The following is a 17790-nucleotide window of genomic DNA, read 5'->3' as shown; positions in this document are numbered from 1 at the left end:
GGTGAGTGCCATGGAGGCAACGCAGGGCGACCGCATCATCGTGCACGGCAGGACTGTGGGGGCGGCAGACCGGCATGGAGTGATTCTTGAGGTGCGCGGCCAGGGCGGAGCGCCGCCTTACCGTGTCCGTTTTGATGACGGACACGAGACCATCATGTACCCCGGCGGTGATTTCGCCGTCGAGCGCGGTACGGCGAACCAGGCCTGACCGGGGCAGCGGACGGCAGGTGCAGCCCACCCGTTCCACCTGTCAGACTGGAGCGATGGATCACTTTCCGGCGTCCACCGCGTCCTCCGCCCCTCCCGTCCGTACCGGTCCCAGGGACCCCGGCGACGCGTGGGTCGAGGGTAGCCGCGGGCGCTTCTGGGGGCGTTTCGGCGCGGCCGGGGTGCTGGCCTACGATCCCGGCAAGGGGGTGCTGCTGCAGCACCGGGCTGTGTGGAGCCACAACGGCGGAACGTGGGGGCTGCCCGGCGGCGCACTCCATGAGGGTGAGGAGGCCGTCACCGGCGCGCTCCGGGAAGCCTATGAGGAAGCCGCCGTGCCCGCGGACAATGTGGAGGTGATCTTCACGTCCCTGCTGGACGTGGGGTATTGGAGCTACACCACGGTTGTGGTGCTGGTGCGGGAGGCGTTTGACCCCGTGATCAGCGATCCCGAAAGCCTGGAACTCCGGTGGGTGCCGCTACCCGAGGTGGCCGGCATGGAACTGCACCCCGGATTCGAAGCGTCCTGGCCGGACCTCCGTGCAAGGCTCGAGTCCTAGTAGTCCGGGCCGTACTCCGCCTTGACCAGGATGGGGAGGTGATCTGAGTTGCCCCGCGGCAGGGTCTCCACGCTTTCGATATCCAGGCCCAGCGACGTCGCGAAATCGAAGTGGCCCTTGAACACCTTGTACCGGGTGTAGGTGCGGCGGTTGCTCAGGGAGAGTGCATAGCCGGAGTTTTTCATATGCAGGTCCAGGTTCTTGGTGAAGAACGGGTAGTTGAAATCGCCCACCATCAGGGTCATCAGGCCTTTGCCCATACTCAGCAGCTCCGCATGGGCCGCGTGGATCTGCTTTCGCCGGAGCGAGTTGGACGCGGTGAGCGGGGCAGCGTGGAACGAGCCGATCACCAGTTCATGCTGCGTTTCGTTGTCCATGACCCGGGTGCCGATCAGCCGCTCATGGGCCGGGGCCAGGACGCGGTCATGCATCGACTTCTTCAGGGCGAAGGACTGGGTGTCCAGGGCGGTGAAGCGGCTGGTGCGGTAGTAGATGGCCAGCCCCAGCCGGTTGCCCTTGGTGGCATCCGCCAGATGCAGCGGGCCCAGGGTTTCCGGAAGATCGCTGGAATCCACCTCCTGGAGGCAGAGCGCATCAATGTCGTGGTTCCGCGCCAGGGCGAGGAGTTCGCCGCTCGCCTTGTGCTTGCGGAGGTTGTAGCTGATGACGCGCATGGAACACCTCTTCAGAGGGTTGCTGACAGGACCAGTTCCTGAGTCTAGTCGGATGGGTCCTGCCAGGGGCCAACATTTCGCCGCGTCCCTTTGGGCGAAATGCCGTGCCGGGGTCCGGCGCAGGCGGGGTACCCGTCGCGGATAGAGTTAAGGCCGATTCACTGGAACTCCAAAGGGGCCAACGTTGACCGCAGAGCTGCCTGAACTGGCTGAAGGAAACTTCTACTACCTGAACCTGGGCGGTGGGCGTTTCCGTTCCACCATCCATGCCCAGGGTGCCTGGAACGTCCACGAGCAGCACATGGCGCCGGCGTCGGGCCTGCTGGCGGACAGCCTGGAACGCCATGACCCGCGGCCGGACATGCGGATGGCGCGGATCAGCTACGAGATCCTCGGCCTCATCCCGGGCGGCGAATTCCAGATCGCTGCCACCACCCTCCGGCCCGGAAAAACCATCGAGCTCCTGCAGGCCGAGCTCGTGGCGGGCGGCCGGACCGCCATCCGCGCCACCGCCTGGCGGCTGGCCACCAGCGATACAACGCCGGTGGCTGCCATCGAGGACACCCCCATTCCAGGTCCGGAAGACTGCAAGCCGTATGACGGAGCGTCCGTGTGGCCCGGCGGCTTCATCCGCTCGCTGGAAATGCGCGTGGCGGAAGGGCACCGGCCCGGGGCCGGAAAGGTCTGGCTCCGTACGGAACATCCCCTGACGGACCGCGCGGACAGCGGTGCCCTGGCCAGGCTCATGGGCATGGTGGACACGGCCAACGGCATCGCGGCCAGGGTGCCGCCCGGGAAGGACAGTTACTCGTTTCCCAACCTTGACCTGCAGATCCACATGTACCGCCGGCCCGAAGGGGAGTGGCTGGGCCTGGACAACGCTGTCTCGTTCGGCGGGGACGGGATAGGCCTGACCTCCACCGTCCTGCACGACCTCCAGGGGCCGTTCGGGCGCGCGGAGCAGATCCTCACACTGAGAAAGACCTGACGGGACCGCCGGGTGTGGAGCGCGGCAGTGGTGGCGGTCCTCTCGAAGCGCTACCTGGCCTGGTCAGGGATGCTGGTACGCCGGAAGGCTGCGGGGGACATTCCCAAACTCTAAGGAAATGCGACGGTGGCTGCCGGAGTTGCTTTTTGACTGTAAAACGCCCTGCTGAGGTAGGCCGCTGTTAGGTCTCCTTACCCGGCGGTGGCGTCGAGGGGCCGTCCGTTTCTCGTCGAGTGGGACGCCCCTCTCGTCAACAAGAAGGTCCTCGACGACCTGGCCCGCTGCGGTGTCGATAATGATGATGAAGTTTGCGGGCCATGACGGGTCAGGAGCGGGGGCATAAAAAGCGAATGATCAGTTCGATTCCGCGTACACCGACCCTTCAACGGTGGACAAGCTGATTTACGACTGAGCAATCAAACCTTTAGCGCAATCCTGGTTCAAGCGCACAGCCACGGATCTAATCGCAGGAGTGGAGTTCTGCACGGATCTTCTTGGCCGTCATGGCGTCGGCTGGCAGGTGCTTCACTCGAATGATCCGGGAAGGTTCTCTACGAAGACGACGTGCAGGTAGTTGTAGCGCCCCACACTCCTGCGCCCTCGGTGCCTCGAAACCTCCGCCTCGAAACTCTAGGGATACGGGACCCACACGGACTCCGGTCACCGATCCGAAGCACCTCTCAGCGTTCCCAGAACACCGCCATATAGCGGCAACTCCTGCGGGTCTAATGGATGTATCGTTGAGTATCGTTGTATATCGTTGGCGGTTTACAGAGGAGATCATCATGCGTGGTTCATACCCGGCAGCCGGATTCGGCGGGAGCAACATCGACGGCATGTGGCAGGCCGTCGAGGAGCTGCGTTCACGGTTCGAAAAACGCGCTGGAACCCGTGCCGGCAAGGGCGAGGTGCGGTCTGCAGTGCTGGCGCTTCTTGCTGAGCGGCCGATGCACGGCTACCAGATCATCCGCGAGATCGAGGAGCGCAGCGGCGGCAGCTGGAAGCCGAGTGCCGGTTCCGTCTACCCCACCCTGCAACTGCTCGCGGACGAGGGCACCATCAGCGCCGAGGAGTCCAACGGCCGCAAGATCTATTCGCTGACCGAGGCCGGCCGGGAGGAAGTTGCGCAGGACCACGGGGCAACGCCTTGGGACTCGCCGGGTTCCCACTCCGGCGGGTTTGGATCCCTGCCCAAAGCGGGGGTGGAGCTCGCGCAGGCTGCAGCACAGGTGGGCCGCACGGGCTCGCCGGACCAGGTGCAGCAGGCCGTGGCAGTGCTCGACGACGCACGGCGCCGGCTCTACGCGATCCTCGCCCAGGATTGACCCGGGTGGCGTCTGTCCGCCTGCATCGTGCCGCTTCGGCCGCGGGCGCCGGGGACACCCGTGCCCGCTACCGCCGGATCCTGCGCTTTGCCGCCTGGAATCTGGCGGTGACGTGGTGGTATGAACTGTTCCTCCCACGGATAGGACTTGCCCGGGTCGCGGAGCGTACGCGGCCGCGGAGGATGCAGCGTTTCGCCCGGCGCTTCCATGGCCTGGCCGTGGAGCTGGGCGGTTTGATGATCAAGGTGGGACAGTTCCTTTCCTCCAGGCTCGATATTCTGCCGCCGGAGATCACCAGGGAGCTTGAGGGACTCCAGGACGAGGTGCCGCCCGTTCCGTTTCCTTCGATCCGCGCCTTGGCCGAGGAGGAGTTGGGCGCTCCGCTGGACCAGGTGTTCGCTTTCGTGGAGGAGGTACCGATCGCTGCCGCGTCGCTGGGGCAGGCGCACCGGGCACGCCTTCGTGCAACGGATGCGGCCGACACCGGGTTCACCGATGTGGTGCTCAAGGTGCAGCGTCCGGGCATGGACGCGATTGTCGACGTCGACCTTGCAGCCCTGCGCAAGGTAGGCGGCTGGCTCAGCCGCATTCGCCTGGTATCCAGCCGCGCCAATATGCCAGCCCTGGTGGAGGAGTTTGCGCAGACCAGTTTCGAGGAGATCGATTACCTGCACGAGGCGGCAAACTCCGAACGCTTCGCCGCCGATTTTTCCGACGACGGAAGGGTCTGCGTGCCCGGCATAGCTTGGGAGCGGAGCACCCGCCGCGTGCTCACCCTTGAAGACGTCACGGCCATCAAAATCACGGAGGCCGGGGCACTCCGGGCGGCGGGCATCGACCCGGCCGAGGTGGCTCCGGTGTTCGCCGCCGTCATGTTCGACCAGTTGTTCACCAACGGCTTCTTCCACGCCGACCCCCACCCGGGGAATATCTTCGTCACTCCCGTTACCGCGGCGGCCGGCGACCGTCCGTGGAAGCTGACGTTCATCGACTTCGGCATGATGGGCGAAATTACATCCTCCACCCGCAGCGGACTCCGGAAGTTGCTGATTGCGGCCGCCGCGCGCGACGGCAGGGGGCTGGTGGCGGCGATCAACGACGTCGGTGTGCTGGCGCCGTCAGCCGACACGGTGGAGATGGAACGCGCCATGACGCACCTCTTCGCCCGCTTCGGCGGAATGGGATTCGCCGAGCTCCGGGAGGTGGATCCGAGGGAGTTCCGTGACTTTGCAGTGGAATTCGGCGACGTTGTCCGCTCGCTGCCGTTCCAGCTCCCGGAAAATTTCCTGCTCATCATTCGGGCGATGTCGCTGACCTCGGGGGTGTGCTCCTCGCTCGATGAGCGCTTCAACCTCTGGGATTCCGTGGAACCGTATGCTGCCCGGCTCCTGCGCGACGAGCGCGGCAATATCGTGGAGGACGTGGCACAGCAGGCCTTCGACGCCGCGGCAACCGCGCTGCGCCTGCCAAAACGCCTGGATGCGCTGGCCGGACGGCTCGAGGAAGGCTCCCTCGCCGTCGCCAATCCACGTCTAGAACGGCACATCGCCCGGCTGGACCGCTCCACCCGGCGCTCTGCTTCTGCCCTGGTGTTCGCCGCCCTGCTCATCGCCGGCGCCATCGTGCGGGCTGACGAAGCCGTCCTGGGCGGCATCCTTATGGCCGGTTCAGTAGTCCCGCTGTTGCACGGCCTGTGGGCAGGCCGGCGCGGCCTCTGACAGGGACGTGGCCAGGCGGCAGCCGTTTCCGGCGCCGCCGGCGCGAGCCTCAGGTCCGGGCGTGGAAAACCAGCCAGCCCGCGAGTGTTGACAGGCCTGTCAGCACAGCGCCCCACAGCATGTCCACGACAATCAGCTGCAGCGGCCACACTTTCAGGGTGGCTGCGTTGGTGAGGTCATAGGTGGCGTAGGCGAAGGCGCCCAGCGCCGCACCGTAACCCAGGGCAGCCAGCCAGCTGCCGCCGTCGAGCGCGGGCCGCAGGGCAAAAAACACAATTCCGGCGATGTAAATGACGTAGAACGCCACGGCGTAACCTAGGTGTGGTTTGTCCGCCAGCAGTTCGCCGATGTGGCTGCGGTAAAAGGGGTTCATCAGCTTGAGCCAGATGGCGTCGATCGCTGCGAAGGCGGCGGCGACAACGAGGAATTGCAGAATGACCATAAGGGAGCTTAGCAATATGAACGACGGCGGCCCGGGGCCCCGCACCCTGACAGTGGTGCGGCAGGAAAAGACGCTGGGCGCCGCCCGGGACCTGGAGTTCGGCCTGGAACTGCTGGCCAGGGCCAAAAGCGGCGACATCGGTCCCACGCTGCGGCTGTACCGGCCCGCACCCACGGTCGCGTTCGGCCAGCGCGACACCCGCCTGCCGGGATTCGACGCCGCCGCGCAGGCGTGCCGTGCCAACGGTTTCGAACCCCTGGTCCGCCGGGCAGGAGGCCGGGCGGCCGCCTATCACCAGGGAACCCTGGTGGTGGACCACATTGAACCCGATCCGGATGCCATCGCCGGTTCCAAGACCAGGTTCGGGTACTTCGGGGAGCTTTTTGCGGACGCCCTCCGCCGGGTCGGCGTGCAGGCGGCCGTGGGCGAGATTCCCGGGGAATACTGCCCCGGTGAGTTCAGCGTGCACGGCACGGACCCGGCTGACGGCGCACACCGGGTGAAACTGGTGGGCACCGCCCAGCGCGTGGTGGCCGGCGGCTGGCTGTTCAGTTCGGTGATCGTGGTGGAAAACTCGGCGCCGATCCGCAAAGTGCTGACCGACAGCTACGCCGCCCTGGGGCTGGACTGGGACCCTGCCACGGCAGGGGCGGTGGACGACCTTGTACCTGGTGTGGACGTCTCAGCGGTGGAGGAGGCCCTTCTTTCCGTGTACGCGGACCATGCCACCCTCGAAACCGCTTCGTTCAGCAGCCTTGGGGCATAACCCGCGCCATCGACTGCCAGGCAAGCAAAACGGGACCAACATTGGGAAATGTTGGTCCCGTTCTGTTTGTCCGGGGCCCAGGTCAGGAGTCCCCGTTCAGTTGCGGGGTTCCCGGCCGGGGCGGCGTGCCAGCTAGGCTGCGAGCCGCTGCTTGACCTCGGCAGCGGAAGGGTTCGTGGCGGCGGTGCCGTCCGGGAAGAGGACAGTCGGGACGGTCTGGTTTCCACCGTTCAGCTGCTCCACGAGTTCGGCGGTGCCTTCCACTTCCTCGATGTTGATCTCGGTGTAGCCGATGCCCTGGGCATCAAGTTGCTTCTTCAGCCGGTTGCAGTAGCCGCACCAGGTGGTGGAAAACATGGTGATAGTGCCGGATTCGGGAGTGAAGTCCACGGAGCTCTCCTCTGTGCTTGATAACGGTTTCGTTCCTGTAACGGTAGCGTGCAGTCCGGTATTCCCCGCTTCCGGGCCCGCAGGGCCTCCGTGGATGACAGCTCCTGCCGCCGATGGCATGCTGGAGCCATGTGTGGACGTTACGTAATGGCACGCGCCGTGGGGGACCTCCTTGCCGATTTCGACGCCGAGCTTGAGGACGAGGTCAGCATCCCGCCGTCGTGGAATGTGGCGCCGACGGACGCGGTTCCCATCGTCCTGGAACGCCTGGTGGATGGCGAGTCGGGGAACAAACACGTCCGCCAGCTCCACGTCGCCCGCTGGGGACTGGTCCCGTCCTGGGCCAAGGATCCCGGCATCGGCTCCCGGATGATTAATGCCCGCAGCGAGTCCGTCCTTGAGAAGCCGGCGTTCCGGAAAGCCATGCAGTCACGCCGGTGCGCAGTCCCGGCTGACGGTTATTACGAATGGAAGCAGGGGCCGGGAAAGTCCAAGCAGCCCTACTACGTGCACCCGGGCGCTGGCCATGGTTTGGTGTTCGCGGGTCTCTATGAGTGGTGGAAGGATCCCACCTGGCCGGCAGGGGAGCCGGGCGGGTGGCTTCTCTCAACGTCCATCCTGACCACGGACACGCCCCCGCCGGGCAGCGAGTCCACGGTGTTTGGAAAACTCACGGAACTCCATGACCGGGTGCCCCTACCCATGGACAGAGCCACGATGCAGGCCTGGCTGGACCCCCAGGCCGACGATCCGGCCGGACTCGTGGACCTGGTACGGGCAGGGGTCAAGGACGTGGCCGCTGACTGGCAGGTGGAATCCGTAGGGAAAGAGGTCGGCAACGTCAGGAATAACGGGCCGGAACTGATCCGGCCCGTTGAAGCACTCTTCTAGCAGCCGGCTCTTTGAGCAGCCCGGACGAAACCGTGGGGAGTGCTAAACGGTGACCGCGCCGTCGTCGTCCACTGCCCAGGTGGGGTTGTACGCCACCTCCCAGCGGAAACCGTCCGGGTCCGCAAAGTAGCCGCTGTAGCCTCCCCATGGCTGGGTGATGGGCTCGGCGATGATTTCCGCCCCCGCGGCGGCGGCCTCCTCCATGACGCGGTCCACGTCCTCCGTTCCGGGAAGGTTGTGGCTCAGCGTGATGCAGGGGACAGCTCCGGAGGCCGTGACGCCGGCGTCTGCCTGCATCTGGCGCACATCCCACAGGGACAGCACCAGCCCGTGGTTCACCTGGATGAACACCACGTCGCCGGGAAGTTCACGGTGCACGGGCCAACCAAGACCGTCAACGTAGAAGGCCCGGGACGCGGCAACACTGCGGACGCCCAGCGAAATGAAGTCGACTCTTGGCTGCATGCTTCGATACTGTCAGACGATGGCGACAATTCAAGGAAACGATAGAGATGCTTTGGCCGACAAGGAACAGCTCGCTGCCGTCCGGGTTGCTGTTGACGAAGTGGATGAACAGATCGTCACCCTCATCGCCCGCCGCGAACGGCTGATCCGGATTGCCGGGACGCTCAAGGGCGACGACGCCGAGGTCCGTGCGCCCGGCCGGGTGGAGCGGATCATTGAGCACGTCCGCTCAGCCGCGGAAAAGAAGGACATTGACCCGGACATCGTCGAGTCCACGTACCGCGCCATGATCTCCGGGTTCATCGAACTGGAACTGAAGGTCCATAAAGAGAACAGCTGACCTCCCGCCCACGGGCGTGGTTACAGGTGCTCCTCCACGGGGACGCCATGCTGGTACTCCCTGCCCTCCGCCTCGCTGAAGGCTGACATGACGTGCCCCTTGCCCAGGCCGTTCAGGGCGGCAAGGGGAAAGCTGCCGGTGATGGTGTTCTCTGAATGGGTTACCCCGGACAGGTCGTAGTCCTCCTCGACTCCCTGTTCGCGATTAAAAGAATAGAAGGCAATGGCCTTCCCGTTCATGAACTCAATACACAGCCTCCGCTGCGAGGAATAGTCGGGGGTGGCCCCCATCAGCCCCACCACATAGGCGCCCGAATCCGGGATGGTGCCGTCTATATCGAACGTGGCCACCACGGTGGAATCCTGGGCTGTGATGCTTGCCTGCTTCAGAAGTGCGTCTTGGGTTTTCATGGCACAATCCTGCTCCCTGCCGATCGGTCCGTCCACCCTTCCCGTGCAATCTCTTTGTACCTCCCGCAGCCCATCTATGCTCCCGTTCGGAGCAGGGGTAGACTGGCAATATTCGAATATGTGTTCGAATACTTTCAGCTACATCCACTCCGGGAGGCGCCATGGGTATGTTCAGCGAATCCGTGGACGTCGACTGCACTGCGGACGGCGAACCCCGTGGCCTGCTGTGGGCTGGACAGTCCTATACCGTCTGCACGGAACCGCTGCGCTGGTACGAACGCCGGCAATGGTGGGCTGAAGAAACACGCGCACCGCTTGGCAGCGGACCCGGAGTGGTGGACCATGAGATCTGGCGCGTCCAGGTGTTGCCTTCCGCCCCGGTGCGGGGTGCAGAAGCCGCGGAAGAGCCGCTGACCCTTGACCTCACCCGGCATATCCGCAGCGGCCGGTGGCGGCTCCTGCGCATCCATGACGCACTCCGGCCCAGGACAGCATGAGTTTCACCCATCTTCACGTTTCCACCGCATTCAGCGCCCACTATGGCGTTTCCTGGCCCGAGGAACTGGCGCAGGCTGCCGCCGCTGACGGCGCAACCGGGCTCGCCTGTACGGACAGGGACGGGCTGTACGGGACCATCAAGCACCTCAAGGCTTGCATGGCAGCAGGCATCGATCCCATCGTTGGCGTTGACCTTGCGGTATTTGACGACGACGGCGACCACCGCACGCAGCTGGCGGGCAGGGTGGTGGTACTGGCCCGGGGCTACAACAACGGGGCAGGCTACCGCGCCCTCTGCAGGCTGATTTCCGACGCCCACGCCCGCACCACGGGAAAAGCCGGGGGAACTGTCCCAATAGCCGTCACCCGGGCCGAGCTGGCATCCCGCACCCTCGATCCGCAAACCCTCAAGCCGGTATTGACTGTCCTGCTGGGGCCTGATTCCGACGTCGGACGGGCCATGGGAGGGCGACGTTACCTTCGCCCCCGCACCCTTTTCAAGCAATGGCTGGATGCAATGCCCCCAGGCACGCTGGTGGCCGAGATCGTGTCCCAGCTCAGCGCCCCGGGAAAGCCGCTGAGTACCGCCCACGCCGTCAGGATGCTCAAGCTTGCCGAAGAGCATCATATTCCTGCTGTCCTGACCAACGCCGTCAGGTACTGCGCAGCAGACGGCGCCCCCACCGCCGATGTGCTCGACTCAGCCCGCACCCTGAAATCCCTTCCCGAACTTGCGGATGAACCGCTGCTGCAGCCAACCGGGCAGGGGTGGCTGAAATCCGCCCCGGAAATGCTCCGGCTGGGCAAGGAGATCATTTCAGCGGCAGGATATGGCGCCGCGGACCTGAAACAGCTGATGGCACAGACCGAGGCGCTCGCGGACCGCTGCCGGATAGATCCGGAAACGGACATGGGCTGGAAGCAGCCGGTTGTGCCCGAAGCCTCAGTCATTGGGATCAGCCAGGATCCACACGTTGAACTGGTGCAGCGGTGCCAGGCAGGTATCAGCCGGCGTTTTCCGGGGATCACCGGTGCTGCCGGAGAGAAGATGCTTTCCCGGCTCGACCATGAACTGGGCATCATCCGCAACCTCGGCTTTTCGTCCTATTTCCTGACAGTTGCCGAGGTGTCACGCATGATCCAGGAGATGGGGGTACGTGCGGCAGCCAGGGGATCAGGCGCCTCCAGCCTGGTCAATTACCTGATTGATGTCAGCCAGGTGAACCCCCTGCAGCACGACCTCATCTTTGAACGGTTCCTGTCGCGGGACCGGGCCACCCTTCCGGACATCGATATTGACGTTGAAAGCGCTGAGCGGCACAACGTCTACCACCGCATTTTCAAGCGTTTCGGGTCCGAGCGGGTCACCCTGATGAGCATGCAGAACGGCTACCGGGCCAGGGGTGCCGTGCGGGACGCCGGTATGGCACTGGGGATGGACGGCGACGAGGTGGGGGAGATCGCCAAGCAGCTGTGGCGTTTTTCTGCCCGGAAATTCCGCGAGGCCCTGCAGGAAAAACCTGAACTCCGGGAATTCGCCGGCCGGGTGGAACAACGGGAAATGGACGGCAACCAGCAGCTTGACCTGCTGGTTGACCTGACGGAGCGGCTTGACCGGCTGCCCCGCCATATTTCCATGCATCCGTGTGGCGTCATCCTTGGTGACGCCACCCTCCTGGACCGCACCCCGGTGCAGCCCAGCGGGCTGGGCCTGCCCATGAGCCAGTTCGATAAGCACGACATGGATCCCATGGGCATGCTCAAGCTGGACGTCCTGGGAGTGCGCATGCAGAGCGCCATGGCGTTTGCCGTCCGTGAAGTCATCCGCATCCACACGTCCAAGGAGGAGGTGGTGGCCGCCGGCCGTCATCCGTCCGGTCCGGGCGGAAGCGGTCCTGACTACATTGCGGAGAATGGCAATATCGACCTGAACGCCGTTCCCCTTGATGACAAGGCCACATTTGAACTCATCAGAAGCACTCACACCCTGGGCTGTTTCCAGATTGAATCACCCGGCCAGCGGGAACTGATCGGCAAGATGGCCCCCCGGGAGTTCAACGACCTCATCATCGATATCTCCCTGTTCCGCCCGGGCCCCATGAAGTCGGACATGGTCCGGCCCTTCCTGGAACACCGTCACGGCTTCGCGCCGGAGGTCTATCCGCATCCGGACCTGAAACCGGTGCTGGCGGAAACCCATGGCGTCACCGTCTTCCACGAACAGATACTGCGGACCTTTGATGTCATGACCGGATGCGGCCTGGCCCGGGCCGACGAATTCCGCCGCGCCCTGGGAAACGAGGCACTCGAACTGGGTGTGGAGGAATTCTTCCGCAAAGCGGCCAGGAAGAAGGGGTACCAGCCGGAGGTAGTGGACAACGTCTGGGGAACGCTGAAGGCCTTCGGAAGCTTCGGATTCTGCAAAGCCCACGGCGCGGCCTTTGCCGTGCCCACCTACCAGTCTGCCTGGCTGAAGGCCCATCATCCTGAAGCATTCCTTGCCGGGCTGTGGGAGCACGATCCTGGCATGTACCCCAAGAGGCTGCTGGTCGCGGAAGCCCGGCGGCTTGGCATCCCCATCCTTCCCCTGGACATTAACCGCAGCAAGGGCGAATACCGGGTGGAAAGGATTGAAGCCGGCAAGGACGCAGGCAAACTGGGTATCAGGCTGAGCCTCAACGGCATCTACGGGCTGTCCGCAACGGAACTCAAGCGGATCGTTGCGGGCCAGCCCTATTACTCCCTGGCGGACCTGAGGGCACGGTCCCGGGTCAGCAAGCCCAACATCAAGAGATTGGCCCAGCTGGGGGCATTTGATTCGCTTCACCGTGAGGCGGGCGGCACGGCCAACCGGGCCGACCTTGTCCACCACCTGCAGCAGCTCCAGGGTTCCGGCAGCGGGCGGAAAGGCGTGGAAGTCCTTGAGGGGCAGCTGTCCCTTCCCCTGGGTGATGTTGAGCTTCGCAATGTTAAGCCGGGACTGCCGGCGCCTTCCCTGGTGGAAAACGTCCGTGCCGAACTGGACCTGATGGCAGTTGACGTCAGCAGCCACCTGATGGACAGCCACCGGCCCATGCTGGACAGGCTGGGCGTCATCACGGCGGACAAACTCCTTGGCCTGCGCAACGGGACCGAAGTCCTGGTGGCCGGGGTGCGGGTGGCAACCCAGACGCCGCCCATGCGGGGTGGGAGGCGGGTGGTCTTCATTAGTATCGACGACGGCACCGGCTGCATAGATTCGGTCTTTTTCCACGAAGCCCAGGAAAAAGCAGGAATGCTCCTTTTCGGCACCAGGCTGCTGCTGATCCGCGGGACCACCAGGCGGACCGGGCCACGGGGAATCAGCCTGAGCGCCAGCATGGCCTGGGACCTTGGCAGGACAGAGAGCCTGCCGTTACCGGATTCCCGTCCGCAGGAACCGGAGGTACGGCACCCCCTGGACGGAATCACCAGGAGCCTCGCCATCACGGGATTCAGCGGCTGACCCTTCCGTGCGCCGCGTTGGTCGGGCCCCAGCGGAACCGATAGCATTGACGATGGCTGGCTGTGGTCCCCGTATGCCACAAGCTATGAAGCCTTAACTTTGAATAGGAGACACCCGTGTCAGATGCCCAGCAGATCACCCTTCTCGTCGATGGCGAAGAGACCAAGGTGACTACCGGGACAACCGGTGCGGAACTCTTCTTTGAGCGCCGTGATGTTGTTGTAGCCCGAGTCAACGGCGAACTGAAGGACCTTGACCAGGAGCTCCCGGAAGGCGCCGACGTCGAAGGCGTCACCATTGACTCTCCTGACGGCCTCAACGTCCTCCGCCACTCCACCGCCCACGTCATGGCCCAGGCTGTCCAGCAGCTGCGTCCTGACGCCAAGCTGGGCATCGGCCCGTACATCACTGACGGGTTCTACTTCGACTTCGATGTCGCCGAACCGTTCACTCCCGAGGACCTCAAGACCCTCGAGAAGATGATGCAAAAAATCATCAACCAGAACCAGAAGTTCGTCCGCCGCGTCGTCAACGAGGACGAAGCCCGCGAAGCCATGAAGAACGAGCCCTACAAGCTCGAACTGCTGGGCAAGAAAAACGAGGCTGCAGAGGCCGGCGAAGGCGTGAACGTCGAGGTCGGCGCAGGCGACATCACTATTTACGACAACGTTGAGCGCAAGGAAGGGACCACCGTCTGGTGCGATCTCTGCCGCGGCCCGCACCTGCCCAACACCAAGCTCATCTCCAACGCCTTTGCCCTCACCCGTTCGTCCTCCGCGTACTGGCTGGGTAACCAGAAGAACCAGCAGTTGCAGCGCATCTACGGCACGGCCTGGCCCACCAAGGACGCCCTCAAGGCCTACCAGGAACGCATCGCAGAGGCAGAACGCCGCGACCACCGCAAGCTCGGCTCGGAACTGGACCTCTTTTCCTTCCCGGATGAACTCGGCTCAGGCCTCCCCGTCTTCCACCCCAAGGGCGGCATCATCCGCAAGGAGATGGAGGACTACTCCCGGCAGCGCCACGTCGAAGCCGGCTACGAGTTCGTCTACACCCCGCACATCACCAAGGGGCATCTGTACGAGGTCTCAGGGCACCTGGACTGGTACAAGGACGGCATGTTCCCGGCCATGCGCGTGGATGAGGAACTCAACGCAGACGGTACAGTCCGGAAGCCTGCCCAGGACTACTACCTGAAGCCGATGAACTGCCCCATGCACAACCTGATCTTCCGTTCGCGGGGACGGTCCTACCGGGAGCTGCCGCTGCGGCTCTTCGAATTCGGCGCTGTCTACCGCTACGAAAAGTCCGGCGTGGTGCACGGCCTGACCCGTGTCCGCGGCATGACACAGGACGACGCCCACATCTACTGCACCCGCGAGCAGATGAAGGACGAACTCACCAAGACTCTGACGTTCGTTCTCGACCTCCTGAAAGATTACGGCCTGAACGACTTCTACCTTGAGCTCTCCACCAAGGACCCGGAGAAGTTCGTCGGCGAGGACGCCGCCTGGGAAGAAGCCACGCGTACCCTCTCCGAGGTTGCTGAGGAATCCGGCCTGGAACTGGTCGCTGATCCGGGCGGGGCCGCCTTCTACGGCCCCAAGATCTCCGTGCAGGCGAAGGACGCCCTTGGCCGCACCTGGCAGATGTCCACCATCCAGCTGGACTTCAACCTGCCCGAACGGTTCGAACTCGAATTCCAGGCCGCTGACGGCAGCCGCCAGCGGCCCGTGATGATCCACCGGGCCCTGTTCGGATCGATCGAGCGCTTCATGGGCGTGCTCACCGAGCACTACGCCGGCGCCTTCCCCGCATGGCTGGCACCGGTCCAGGTGGTGGGCATTCCGGTGGCGGAGACCTTCAACGAGTACATGTTCGACGTCGTGGACCAGCTGAAGGCAGCAGGCATCCGCGCGGAAGTGGACACCTCTTCGGACCGGTTCCCCAAGAAGATCCGCACGGCCAGCAAGGACAAGATTCCGTTCGTGCTCATTGCCGGCGGTGACGATGCCGAAGCAGGCGCCGTCTCGTTCCGCTTCCGCGATGGAAGCCAGGACAACGGCGTGCCTGTGGCAGAGGCCGTCAAGCGGATCACGGAAGCCGTCCGAAACCGGACCAGCTAGCGGAACGGAACAGCACCGTGCAGGAGAACACAGGCGCAGGGTATCCAGGAGATGCCGGCGTTACCGACGACTTTGACCTCGCCGGTGTCCCGGACGCGTTCCAGCGCCTGTGGACTCCGCACCGCATGGCGTACATCAAGGGCGGGCAGCACCAGTTCAAGAACGAAAACGACTGCCCCTTCTGCATCGGCCCCGGACGGACTGACGAGGAAGCACTCATCGTCCACCGCGGAAAGACCTGCTACGTGGTGCTCAACCTGTTTCCCTACAACCCCGGGCACCTCCTGGTGTGCCCCTACCGGCACATCCCGGACTACACCGACCTGACACTCGATGAGACGGCGGAGTTTGCGGACCTCACGCAGACGGCCATGCGGGTGCTGCGGAAAGTGGCAAATCCGGGCGGATTCAATCTGGGCATGAACCAGGGGGTTGTTGGCGGTGCCGGCATCGCCGCGCACCTGCACCAGCATATTGTTCCCCGGTGGGGCGGCGACGGGAACTTCTTCCCCATCATCGCCCAGACCAAGGCCATCACGCAGACCCTCGACGAGGTCCGCCAGCAGGTGGCCGACGCCTGGCCCGGGGAGACGGATGCTGAATAGGCACGCGCGCGGATTCTTCACCGCGCTGTTCACCCCGCTTGCCCGCTGGCTCCTCAAAATCGGAATTTCGCCGGATGCCGTAACGGTCATCGGCACCGCCGGAGTGGTGGTGGGCGCTCTGGTGTTCTACCCGCTCGGCCAGCTGTGGTGGGGAACTCTGTTCATCACGGCGTTCATCTTCTCCGACGTCCTGGACGGAATCATGGCCAGGATGCGGGAGGTGGGCAGCCGCTGGGGGAACTTCCTTGACTCCACCCTCGACCGGATTGCCGACGGCGCGCTGTTCGCCGGCCTGGCTGTCTGGTTCTTCACCGGCGGGGCCAACGTCCCCATCGCAGTGTCTGCCGTGGTGTGCCTTGTCCTGGGCATGGTGGTTTCCTATGCCCGCGCCAAGGCGGAGTCGTTGGGATTCACGGCCAATACCGGCATCGCGGAACGGGCGGAACGCCTCGTTTCGGTGCTGGTTGTCACCGGTTTCACTGGCCTGGGACTACCGGAGGTGGTCCTGCTGGTGACGCTTTTGCTCCTTGCCGTGGCCAGCTTCATCACGGTGGTCCAGCGTGTGGTCTCGGTACGCCGCCAGGCCCTCGCGGAACCGTCACCGGCCGATTAACGCGAATTAAGCCGGCCGGCCGCGGTGAGACTAGTATTAGGACTGCCCGGTCAATGGATCCGGCAACCCGGTGTGTGTACACGTGGCATCTCCGTGCCGCCCTGCACGACCGGCGAAGGTCATCTATCTACCCATAGGGGTTTTTGTGTCTACACCTGATGTAAGCAGCGAGGCCGGTACGTCCGCGAACAGCGTCACGGGCAGCAACCGCGTAAAGCGGGGCATGGCTGAGATGCTCAAGGGCGGCGTCATCATGGACGTCGTCAACGTCGAGCAGGCCCGCATCGCCGAAGACGCCGGTGCCGTTGCTGTGATGGCGCTGGAACGCGTTCCGGCCGATATCCGCGCCCAGGGCGGCGTGTCCCGCATGTCCGATCCCGATATGATCGACAAGATCATCGACGCCGTCTCCGTGCCGGTTATGGCCAAGGCCCGGATCGGCCACTTCGTCGAGGCGCAGGTCCTGCAGTCCCTCGGCGTGGACTACATTGACGAGTCCGAGGTCCTGACCCCGGCCGACTACATCAACCACATCGACAAGTGGAACTTCAAGGTTCCCTTCGTCTGCGGTGCCACCAACCTGGGTGAGGCGCTGCGCCGCATCAACGAGGGCGCGGCGATGATCCGTTCCAAGGGCGAGGCCGGCACCGGCGATGTCTCCAACGCCACCGGGCACATGCGCCAGATCCGCTCCGAGATTGCCAAGCTCGCCGCCCTGCCCGAGGACGAGTTGTACGTTGCGGCCAAGGAACTGCAGGCCCCGTACGAACTGGTCAAGGAAGTTGCCGCTGCCGGCAAGCTTCCGGTGGTGCTGTTCACCGCCGGCGGCATCGCCACTCCGGCTGACGCCGCCATGATGATGCAGCTCGGCGCTGACGGCGTGTTCGTTGGTTCCGGTATCTTCAAGTCCGGCAACCCCGCCCAGCGCGCCGCCGCCGTCGTGAAGGCCACCACCTTCTTCGACGACCCCGACGTCATCGCCAAGGCCTCCCGCGGCCTGGGCGAGGCCATGGTGGGCATCAACGTCGACGAGATCCCCCAGCCCCACCGCCTTGCCGAGCGCGGCTGGTAATTTCTCTGGTTCGCGCCTGGCGGCGCTGATCCTCTGCGCGCTATTCCCCGTGTCCCGCTAAGGCCGCTTCGCGGCGAGCCGGGACACGGGGCCCCTTTTACGCGCGCTGCCGGACCGCACCGCCCGTCGCCTTGCTGTTGTTGTAACTGACGACGCCGGTTCCTCACCTTTCTCTGGTGGGGGACCGGCGTCGTTTTCTTAAATCGAATGCTCCGT

Annotated in this window: 19 protein-coding genes; 14 read left to right on the top strand and 5 right to left on the bottom strand. The window is 64.4% G+C overall.

The window, feature by feature from the left end; all coding sequences use genetic code 11:
- The first annotated feature begins 10 nt into the window (after window positions 1-10).
- The gene (locus tag AC6CHP_RS06360) at window positions 11-208 is read left to right on the top strand and encodes a DUF1918 domain-containing protein (RefSeq protein WP_174181159.1); all 198 of its coding nucleotides are present in this window, start codon (window positions 11-13) and stop codon (window positions 206-208) included.
- Window positions 209-263: 55 nt separating this feature from the next.
- Window positions 264-767 (top strand): NUDIX domain-containing protein, encoded by a 504-nt coding sequence (locus AC6CHP_RS06355; protein ID WP_498228617.1) that lies wholly within the window; start codon window positions 264-266, stop codon window positions 765-767.
- Here AC6CHP_RS06355 and AC6CHP_RS06350 read toward each other — a convergent pair.
- Complete coding sequence (locus AC6CHP_RS06350; protein ID WP_104185974.1) at window positions 764-1441, bottom strand: endonuclease/exonuclease/phosphatase family protein; 678 nt, start codon at window positions 1439-1441, stop codon at window positions 764-766. The genes AC6CHP_RS06355 and AC6CHP_RS06350 overlap by 4 nt on opposite strands.
- 184 nt (window positions 1442-1625) lie before the next feature.
- Between AC6CHP_RS06350 and AC6CHP_RS06345 the strand changes: the two genes are divergently transcribed.
- The 3 genes from AC6CHP_RS06345 to AC6CHP_RS06335 all read left to right on the top strand — a co-directional run bounded on the left by AC6CHP_RS06345 (window position 1626) and on the right by AC6CHP_RS06335 (window position 5472).
- The gene (locus AC6CHP_RS06345) at window positions 1626-2429 is read left to right on the top strand and encodes a thioesterase family protein (protein WP_188729506.1); all 804 of its coding nucleotides are present in this window, start codon (window positions 1626-1628) and stop codon (window positions 2427-2429) included.
- Window positions 2430-3214: 785 nt separating this feature from the next.
- Complete coding sequence (locus AC6CHP_RS06340; protein ID WP_188729508.1) at window positions 3215-3754, top strand: PadR family transcriptional regulator; 540 nt, start codon at window positions 3215-3217, stop codon at window positions 3752-3754.
- Between the two features lie 5 nt (window positions 3755-3759).
- Window positions 3760-5472: an ABC1 kinase family protein gene (locus tag AC6CHP_RS06335; protein WP_498228614.1), complete on the top strand. Its 1713-nt coding sequence runs from the start codon at window positions 3760-3762 to the stop codon at window positions 5470-5472.
- Window positions 5473-5521: 49 nt separating this feature from the next.
- Here AC6CHP_RS06335 and AC6CHP_RS06330 read toward each other — a convergent pair whose 3' ends face one another.
- Window positions 5522-5914 carry a DUF2177 family protein gene (locus AC6CHP_RS06330; RefSeq protein ID WP_104185968.1) on the bottom strand — a complete coding sequence of 131 codons (393 nt, stop codon included), beginning with the start codon at window positions 5912-5914 and terminating at the stop codon, window positions 5522-5524.
- Between AC6CHP_RS06330 and AC6CHP_RS06325 the strand changes: the two genes are divergently transcribed.
- Window positions 5907-6680 (top strand): lipoate--protein ligase family protein, encoded by a 774-nt coding sequence (locus AC6CHP_RS06325; RefSeq protein ID WP_498228612.1) that lies wholly within the window; start codon window positions 5907-5909, stop codon window positions 6678-6680. The genes AC6CHP_RS06330 and AC6CHP_RS06325 overlap by 8 nt on opposite strands.
- Window positions 6681-6812: 132 nt before the next feature.
- Here the strand turns inward: AC6CHP_RS06325 and AC6CHP_RS06320 are convergent, their stop codons facing one another.
- A complete protein-coding gene (locus AC6CHP_RS06320; RefSeq protein WP_066276302.1) occupies window positions 6813-7070 on the bottom strand; it encodes a mycoredoxin in 258 nt (85 codons plus the stop codon).
- Between the two features lie 129 nt (window positions 7071-7199).
- Here AC6CHP_RS06320 and AC6CHP_RS06315 point away from each other — a divergent pair, with 129 nt between their 5' ends.
- Window positions 7200-7961 carry an SOS response-associated peptidase gene (locus AC6CHP_RS06315; RefSeq protein WP_498228610.1) on the top strand — a complete coding sequence of 254 codons (762 nt, stop codon included), beginning with the start codon at window positions 7200-7202 and terminating at the stop codon, window positions 7959-7961.
- A 42-nt stretch (window positions 7962-8003) separates the two neighbouring features.
- Here AC6CHP_RS06315 and AC6CHP_RS06310 read toward each other — a convergent pair whose 3' ends face one another.
- Window positions 8004-8426 carry a VOC family protein gene (locus AC6CHP_RS06310; protein ID WP_104185965.1) on the bottom strand — a complete coding sequence of 141 codons (423 nt, stop codon included), beginning with the start codon at window positions 8424-8426 and terminating at the stop codon, window positions 8004-8006.
- 19 nt (window positions 8427-8445) lie between these two features.
- Between AC6CHP_RS06310 and AC6CHP_RS06305 the strand changes: the two genes are divergently transcribed.
- Window positions 8446-8766: a chorismate mutase gene (locus AC6CHP_RS06305; RefSeq protein ID WP_066276294.1), complete on the top strand. Its 321-nt coding sequence runs from the start codon at window positions 8446-8448 to the stop codon at window positions 8764-8766.
- 20 nt (window positions 8767-8786) lie between these two features.
- On the opposite strand, the gene AC6CHP_RS06300 is transcribed toward AC6CHP_RS06305, so the two are convergent.
- Window positions 8787-9176, bottom strand: coding sequence for a hypothetical protein (locus AC6CHP_RS06300; RefSeq protein ID WP_188729515.1), 390 nt, complete (start codon window positions 9174-9176; stop codon window positions 8787-8789).
- 161 nt (window positions 9177-9337) lie between these two features.
- On the opposite strand from AC6CHP_RS06300, the gene AC6CHP_RS06295 reads away from it, so the two are divergent.
- The 6 genes from AC6CHP_RS06295 to pdxS all read left to right on the top strand — a co-directional run bounded on the left by AC6CHP_RS06295 (window position 9338) and on the right by pdxS (window position 17574).
- Window positions 9338-9673: a DUF6504 family protein gene (locus tag AC6CHP_RS06295; protein ID WP_427116963.1), complete on the top strand. Its 336-nt coding sequence runs from the start codon at window positions 9338-9340 to the stop codon at window positions 9671-9673.
- Window positions 9670-13158, top strand: coding sequence for a DNA polymerase III subunit alpha (locus AC6CHP_RS06290; RefSeq protein ID WP_498228607.1), 3489 nt, complete (start codon window positions 9670-9672; stop codon window positions 13156-13158). Before AC6CHP_RS06295 ends, AC6CHP_RS06290 begins: the two co-directional genes overlap by 4 nt.
- A gap of 116 nt (window positions 13159-13274) precedes the next feature.
- Window positions 13275-15284, top strand: a complete 2010-nt coding sequence (gene thrS, locus AC6CHP_RS06285; RefSeq protein ID WP_188808815.1) for a threonine--tRNA ligase — start codon at window positions 13275-13277, stop codon at window positions 15282-15284.
- 17 nt (window positions 15285-15301) lie between these two features.
- Window positions 15302-15889: an HIT family protein gene (locus tag AC6CHP_RS06280; RefSeq protein ID WP_174181130.1), complete on the top strand. Its 588-nt coding sequence runs from the start codon at window positions 15302-15304 to the stop codon at window positions 15887-15889.
- A complete protein-coding gene (pgsA, locus tag AC6CHP_RS06275) occupies window positions 15879-16502 on the top strand; it encodes a phosphatidylinositol phosphate synthase (protein ID WP_188729522.1) in 624 nt (207 codons plus the stop codon). Before AC6CHP_RS06280 ends, pgsA begins: the two co-directional genes overlap by 11 nt.
- A 145-nt stretch (window positions 16503-16647) precedes the next feature.
- On the top strand, window positions 16648-17574 hold the full coding sequence (gene pdxS / locus AC6CHP_RS06270; protein ID WP_190612426.1) for a pyridoxal 5'-phosphate synthase lyase subunit PdxS: 927 nt from the start codon (window positions 16648-16650) through the stop codon (window positions 17572-17574).
- Window positions 17575-17790: the final 216 nt, after the last annotated feature.

It is taken from the genome of Pseudarthrobacter sp. GQ63 (genome assembly GCF_059758765.1).
Note: the sequence above shows the minus strand (reverse complement) of the source record. Positions and strands in the feature narration are given on the sequence as shown.